The following is a 6,440-nucleotide window of genomic DNA, read 5'->3' on the forward strand; positions in this document are numbered from 1 at the left end:
TCTCAGGTCGGCGATCAGGGCGGTCAGCAGCAGGATCGCGCCGGCGGCCACGGGCTCGACCCACCCGGGGGCGTCCACGGGCACCATCACGCGCATGATCACGAGCAGCGGCCAGTGCCACAGGTACGCGGCGTAGGAGCGGCGCCCCCACCAGCGCAGGAACCCGTTGCCCAGCGCGCGAGAGAGCGAGTCGCGCCGGTCGCCCTGCACCACGTGCCAGACGATGAACGCGACGACGGCGGACAGGCCCGCCAGCACTCCGCGGTACGTGCTCGCGTGGCCGCCGTCGACCAGGGCGAAGCCCGCCGCGAGCACCGCGACGGCGCCCCACGCGACGGCCACCCGCGTGGCCGAGGTCCGCGGCTCGGGGCCGCCGTGCTCGGGCCGGGGCACATGGGCCAGGCCGATCGCCACGCACGCGCCGAACAGCAGGCCGAAGGCGTGGGTGTCCGTGCCGAAGTAGAGGCGGGCCTGTTCGAACCCGTGCCACGAGCCCCAGGCCATCCACGCCGCGGAGGCCACGGCCGCGACCGCGACCGCGAGGATACGACGTCGGTCCGCCACCCGCCCCGAGTTCACCGTGCTGCGCGGCGGCCAGGTGAGCAGGAGCAGCCCCCAGAGGAGCAGGGGCCAGAGGATGTAGAACTGCTCCTCGATCGCCAGGGACCACAGGTGCTCGAACAGAGGCGGCGAGGCGCGGTTGAAGTAGTCCCCGCCCTCGAGGATCATCACCCAGTTGCTGGTGTAGGTCAGGGCGCCGAACCATTGGCGACCCAGGCCCGCGGGGAACTCGTCCACCGCCAGCCACGCGAGCGCGGTGGTGCCCACGAGCGCCATCAGCATGGCCGGGATGAGTCGTCGGACGCGCTTCATCCAGAAGGTGCCCAGCGCCACGCCCCGGCCCGCGTCCACACCACGGACCAGGCCGGTGGTGATGAGGAAGCCGGAGAGCACGAAGAACATGTCCACGCCCACGAACCCGCCGCGCAGGAACGTGGGCCAGGCGTGGAAGACGAGCACGGCGAGCACCGCGATCCCCCGCAGCCCGTCGAGGGCGGTCACCCGGCCGGGGCCGCGACTGACCCGCGTGCCGACCTTGACGGCGGGCACGCCGTCCTCGGGCGACAGGGCATGGCGGGGCACGGACGCGGTGCGCTGGTCGGAACTCACAGCGGTCGATCATCCCATCCGGACCTGGATGGGCCAAAGCCTCCGGCTATCCCCGCCCACCCCACCGGGTTGGGGGCGGTTTCCGGCGGTATTCCGCTCCCAAAGCACCGGTTTCCGCCCCGGAAGCGGGGGGCGGGCGCCGGTCAGTGGTCGCGCAGCGCCTCGATGAGCTCGTCCTTGGTCATGGTGGAGCGGCCCTCGATGTCGAGCTCGCGGGCCCGCTTCGCGAGCTCGTCCTTGGTCCAGTCCTCGTAGGAGCCGGCCTCGCCGCCGCGCTCGGCGACCTCGTCCCGGCCGTCCCGGGCGGAGGCGTTGGCGATCCGCGCGGCCTTCTCCTCGCTCGCGCCCTCGCGGCGCAGCGTCTCGTAGACCTCGGGGTCCTTGATGTTGGAGGTGCCGGGGCCCATGGGGGCGCCGTTCTTCTCGGTCTTCTTCTCAGCCATGCGGCCAGTGTGGTCCCGGCCCGACGACGGGTGGAAGGTCCGCCGCGCCGCCTCAGTCCTGCTGGGCCTCCGGCTGCTCGGCCCACCAGCGCCGCAGCTCCGCCTCGGCCTCGGCCGGCTCGTGCGGCCCCTCGTCCAGGCGCCACTCGAGCAGGTGGGTGTACGCCCGGCCCACCACCGGGCCCGGGCGGATCCCCAGCAGCGCCATGATCTGCTGCCCGTCCAGGTCCGGCCGCACAGCCGCGAGCTCCTCGGCCTCGGCGATCTCGGCGATGCGCCGCTCGAGGTCGTCGTACGCGTGGGCCAGCCGCTCGGCCTTGCGCCGGTTGCGGGTGGTCACGTCCGAGCGGGTCAGCGCGTGCAGGCGGGGCAGCAGATCGCCGGCGTCGTGCGCGTACCGGCGGACGGCGGAGTCGGTCCAGCCGGCCTCGCCGTAGCCGTAGAACCGCATGTGCAGCTCCACCAGACGGGCCACCGCCTTGATCGTGTCGTTGTCGAACTTCAGGGCACGCAGCCGCTTGCGGACGAGCTTGGCCCCCACGGTCTCGTGGTGCCGGAAGGTGACGGCCCCGCCCTTCTCGAAGCGGCGCGTGGCCGGCTTGCCGACGTCGTGCAGCAGCGCCGCCAGGCGCAGCACGGGGTCGGGGGTCGACGGCGCGTACTCACCCTCCAGCTCCATGGCCTGATCCAGCACGGTCAGGGAGTGGGCGTAGACGTCCTTGTGGCGGTGGTGCTCGTCCGACTCGAGCTGCAGGGCGGGCAGCTCGGGCAGGACGTGGTCGGCCAGGCCGGTGCGCACGAGCAGGTCGAGGCCGGCGCGCGGGTGCGCCCCGCAGACGAGCTTGACGAGCTCCTCGCGGACGCGTTCGGCGGAGACGATCGTGATCCGCTCGGCCATCGCGGCCATGGCCTCCTCCACCTCGGGGGCCACGGCGAAGCCGAGCTGGGAGGCGAACCGGGCGGCGCGCATCATGCGCAGCGGGTCGTCGGAGAAGGAGTCCTCGGGGGTGCCGGGGGTGCGCAGCACGCCGGCGTGCAGGTCCCGCATGCCGCCGAAGGGGTCCACGAGCTCGAGGGCGGGCAGGCGCAGGGCCATGGCGTTGACGGTGAAGTCGCGGCGCAGCAGGTCGTCCTCGAGGCTGTCGCCGAAGGCCACCTGCGGCTTGCGGCTGGCCGGGTCGTACTGCTCGGCCCGGTAGGTGGTGACCTCGAGCTGCCAGCCGGCCTTGCGGAAGCCGATAGTCCCGAACCGCCGTCCCACGTCCCACGTGGCGTCCGCCCAGCCGGCGCCCACGGCCTCGGACGCGTCCGGGTCGGCGTCCGTGGTGAAGTCCAGGTCCGGCGACGTCCGCCCCAGGAAGAGGTCGCGGACCGGGCCGCCCACCAGGGAGAGCTCGTGGCCGGCGGCCTCGAACCTCCGCCCCAGCTCCACGACGACGGCGGGCAGGGTGGCGTCCGCGGGGAAGCCGGGGGGCAGCGCGTGGGTGGCGGTGGTCAGATCCATGATGCCTACAAGGGTGCCAGACGGTCCCGGCACGGGCCCGCGCGGGCCGGGCTAGAGTTGACGGCATGACCCGCCCCGATCCCTCCGCGCACCGGGGCGCCCCCCTGCCCTCCGCGCTGGGGGCGTGGCGTCGCCGGCCGCAGCCGCCTCTGCGCCCCGTCACCCCGGCCCCCGCGGGACCCCGTTCCGCCGCTGCCGCCTCCCTGCCCACGGTGGAGGAGGTCTCCGCCGGCGGCGTCATCGTCCGCGAGCACGACGGCGGCCTCGAGGTGGCCGTGATCGCCCGCTACAACCGCGGTGGCCGGCTCGAGTGGTGCCTGCCCAAGGGCCATCCCGAGGGCGAGGAGGACCACCGGCAGGCGGCCGTGCGCGAGGTGGAGGAGGAGACCGGGATCGCCGGCCACATCCTCGAGCCGCTCGGCGCGATCGACTACTGGTTCACAGTCGCCCGGCACCGCGTCCACAAGACCGTGCACCACTTCCTGCTGCGCGCCACGGGCGGCGAGCTGACCACGGAGAACGACCCGGACCACGAGGCCGTGGACGTCGCATGGGTGCGCCTCGAGGACGTCGCGCGCCGCCTCTCCTTCGCCAACGAGCGCCGGATCGTCGACCTGGCCCGCCAGGTGGTCGACCAGCACTTCCCCCCGGGCGGTGCCCGGGGCCCCCGCCCCTGATCCACCGCCCCCGGCACGGGGCCTTCCGACCACGATTGGGTGACCCTTGAGCAGCAGACCCGCCCCGCGCCGAGCGCAGGACCCCGCCCACGCCGGCGTCGCCGACGAGGAGCCGACGACGACGGACCCCGCCCCCGCCACGGATCCGGCCGCCGTGGACCCCGCGGACGAGACCCCCGAGGGCGAGCGCCGCGCCGGCCGGTCCACCGCGATCATGGCCTCCGGCACGCTCCTCTCCCGCGTGCTGGGCCTCGTCCGTGCGACGCTGGTGACGGTGGCGATCGGCCTGTCCGCGGACATGGCCGACATCTTCGAGATCGCCAACTCCCTCCCGAACGTGATCTACCTGCTCCTGGTGGGCGGCGTGTTCAACGTCGTGCTCGTGCCGCAGCTGATCAAGCACGCCCGCGACGCCGACCGGGGCGCGGACTACACCTCCCGCCTGATGACGCTCGGCACGCTCGTGATGCTCGCCGGCACGGTGGTGGTCATGCTGGCGGCGGCCCCGCTCATGACGGCCCTGACCCGCGGCTGGTCGCCGGAGAAGCTCGAGATGGCCACCGTGTTCGCCCTGTGGTGTCTGCCCCAGGTGTTCTTCTACGGCATGTACGCGCTGGTGGGGCAGGTGCTCAATGCCAACGGGCGCTTCGGCGCCTACATGTGGGCGCCGGTGCTGAACAACGTCGTCGCGATCGGCGCGATCGTGCTGTACCTGGGCATGTTCGGGGCGTACCGGGCCGGGGACGACCTCGCCGGGTGGACGAGCGCACAGACGGTCGTGCTGGCCGGCGGCCACACCCTGGGCGTCGTGCTGCAGGCCGTGATCCTCTTCCTGCCGCTGCGCGGGCTCGGCCTGGGTCTGCGCCCGCGGTTTGGCTGGAAGGGCATCGGCCTGCGGGACACCGGCCGGATCGCCGGGTACACCCTGATCACGATGGTCGCCACGAACGTGGTGCTCCTGCTGTGCCAGCGGTACGTCACCTCCGCCACGGAGGCCCGCGACCGCGGCGAGCTGCGCATCCCCGGCACGGAGACCTGGAGCGCCGAGATGGCGCAGGCGGCCATCCCCGGTGTGGCCGCGTACAACATGGCGATGCTGATGGCCGTGCTGCCCCATTCGGTGTTCGTGCTCTCCCTGGCCACCGTGCTCTTCAACCGGCTGGCCCGCGCCATGGGCCGCCAGGACATGTCCGCGGTGCGACGCACGACGGCGCAGGGTCTGCGCGCGTTCACCGTGCCGCTGATGTTCTGCCTCGCCGGCGTGGTGGTCCTGGCGGGCCCCCTGGGCCGCGTCTTCGGCTCGACGGCCGAGACGGCGATGGTGGCCGGCGTCGCGGTGGGCTCGGTCCTGCTCGCGCTGGCGCTGTCCATCCCGTTCCGCTCGGGCTCCTTCTACCTGCTGCGCGTGTTCTACGCCGCCGAGGACGCCAAGGTGCCGATGGTGGTCCAGGTCAGCGGCTCGCTCCTGATGCTGCTGCTCTCGTGGGCGGGCGCGATGCTGCTGCCGCTGTGGTCCATGGCCCTGTGGGTCGCGGTCGCCTCGTCCGTCTCGTACGTGTACCAGTTCGTCCTGACCCATGTGCTCACCGTGCGCCGGTTCGGGGACTACGGCCTCGCATCCGTGCTGCGTGCCCACGTCCAGACCGGCCTGGCCGCGCTGGCCGCGGCGGCCGCGGGCGTCGTCGTCGTGTGGCTGCTGGGCGGGTACACCGGCGGGTTCGCGTGGAACTCCATCGGGACGGCGCTGCTTACGTGCGCGGTGGCGGCCGTGGCGATGGGTCCGGTGTACCTGATGGTGCTGCGGGCCATGCGGTTCCCCGAGCTGGACGACGCCCTCCGGCCGCTCGTCGCCCGCGTGCCGGCGCTGGGTCGTCTGCTGCGCGTCGGCTGATCTCTGGCCGCGACGGCCACGCCACGTATCATCGGATTCCGACCCCGTCGTCAGGAGAAGAGCCCGTGCCCCAGCCCATCGCCGTCGGCGCCGTCCTGGGCGGCCGCTATCGCATCACCCAGCACGTGGTGACGTCCGCGGACCAGGACATGGTGTTCCTGGGCACGGACCAGGTGCTCAACCGCCGCGTCACCGTGCTCGTGGCCTCACGTGAGAACGCCACGCAGGTGGCCTCGTCCGCGCGGGAGCTGGCCACGGGCGAGCGCACCGACGACGTGCAGGTGCTCGACCTGGGGCTGTCCGAGGGCCGCACGTACCTGATCGCAGGCGGGGACCCCGACCCGGACGTCCTGCTGGGTCTGGCGTACCCGCAGGAGCTGTACGTGGAGCCGTTCCAGACGGACAGCCTCGGCTCCGAGCTGTTCGGCGAGTCGCGGACCGGAGACCCCCACGCCTACGACGACGACGAGGCGTACTACACCGACCTCGACCGCCGGCTCCGCGCGGACGAGGACGAGGCCCAGCGTCGTCCCGGGTTCCTGAACCGCCTCTCCGAGCGCCTCGCCGAGCGGGTCCGTCCCTCCGACGGCACCGCGGCGAAGGCGGCCGCCGGGGCGTCGGCCCTGGCCGCGGCGGACGCCGCCACCCGGAAGCAGCAGGAGGAGCGCGGGCGGGCCGCGCGGGGGGCCGCGGAGCGGGCCGAGCGGGAGCGCAAGGAGGCCGCCGAGCGCGCAGAACGCGAGCGCCGGGAGGCG

General features: G+C 73.5%; 5 protein-coding genes and 1 pseudogene. 3 read left to right on the top strand and 3 right to left on the bottom strand.

The genetic code is table 11. From position 1 onward, the window contains the following. The 3 genes from D8M29_RS07210 to D8M29_RS07220 form a co-directional block, all read right to left on the bottom strand. Positions 1-1,170, bottom strand: a 1,170-nt coding sequence (locus tag D8M29_RS07210; protein ID WP_238693347.1) for an acyltransferase, incomplete at its 3' end; no start/stop codon positions are given. A 143-nt stretch (positions 1,171-1,313) separates the two neighbouring features. Then, positions 1,314-1,613, bottom strand: coding sequence for a Rho termination factor N-terminal domain-containing protein (locus tag D8M29_RS07215; protein ID WP_115165600.1), 300 nt, complete (start codon positions 1,611-1,613; stop codon positions 1,314-1,316). Positions 1,614-1,665: 52 nt separating this feature from the next. Further along, entirely contained in the window at positions 1,666-3,117 is a 1,452-nt protein-coding gene (locus D8M29_RS07220; protein ID WP_127435323.1) for a CCA tRNA nucleotidyltransferase, read from the bottom strand. Between the two features lie 65 nt (positions 3,118-3,182). On the opposite strand from D8M29_RS07220, the gene D8M29_RS07225 reads away from it, so the two are divergent. From D8M29_RS07225 to D8M29_RS07235, 3 genes and pseudogenes are all read left to right on the top strand, one after another. Continuing rightward, positions 3,183-3,794 carry an NUDIX hydrolase gene (locus D8M29_RS07225; protein ID WP_041102508.1) on the top strand — a complete coding sequence of 204 codons (612 nt, stop codon included), beginning with the start codon at positions 3,183-3,185 and terminating at the stop codon, positions 3,792-3,794. Between the two features lie 46 nt (positions 3,795-3,840). Next, positions 3,841-5,685: a murein biosynthesis integral membrane protein MurJ gene (murJ, locus tag D8M29_RS07230; protein WP_002857806.1), complete on the top strand. Its 1,845-nt coding sequence runs from the start codon at positions 3,841-3,843 to the stop codon at positions 5,683-5,685. Positions 5,686-5,750: 65 nt separating this feature from the next. Further along, a pseudogene (locus D8M29_RS07235) lies at positions 5,751-6,440 on the top strand (hypothetical protein); the annotation flags it as partial.

This window comes from Micrococcus sp. HSID17227 (assembly GCF_003989405.1).
Lineage (GTDB): Bacteria > Actinomycetota > Actinomycetes > Actinomycetales > Micrococcaceae > Micrococcus > Micrococcus luteus.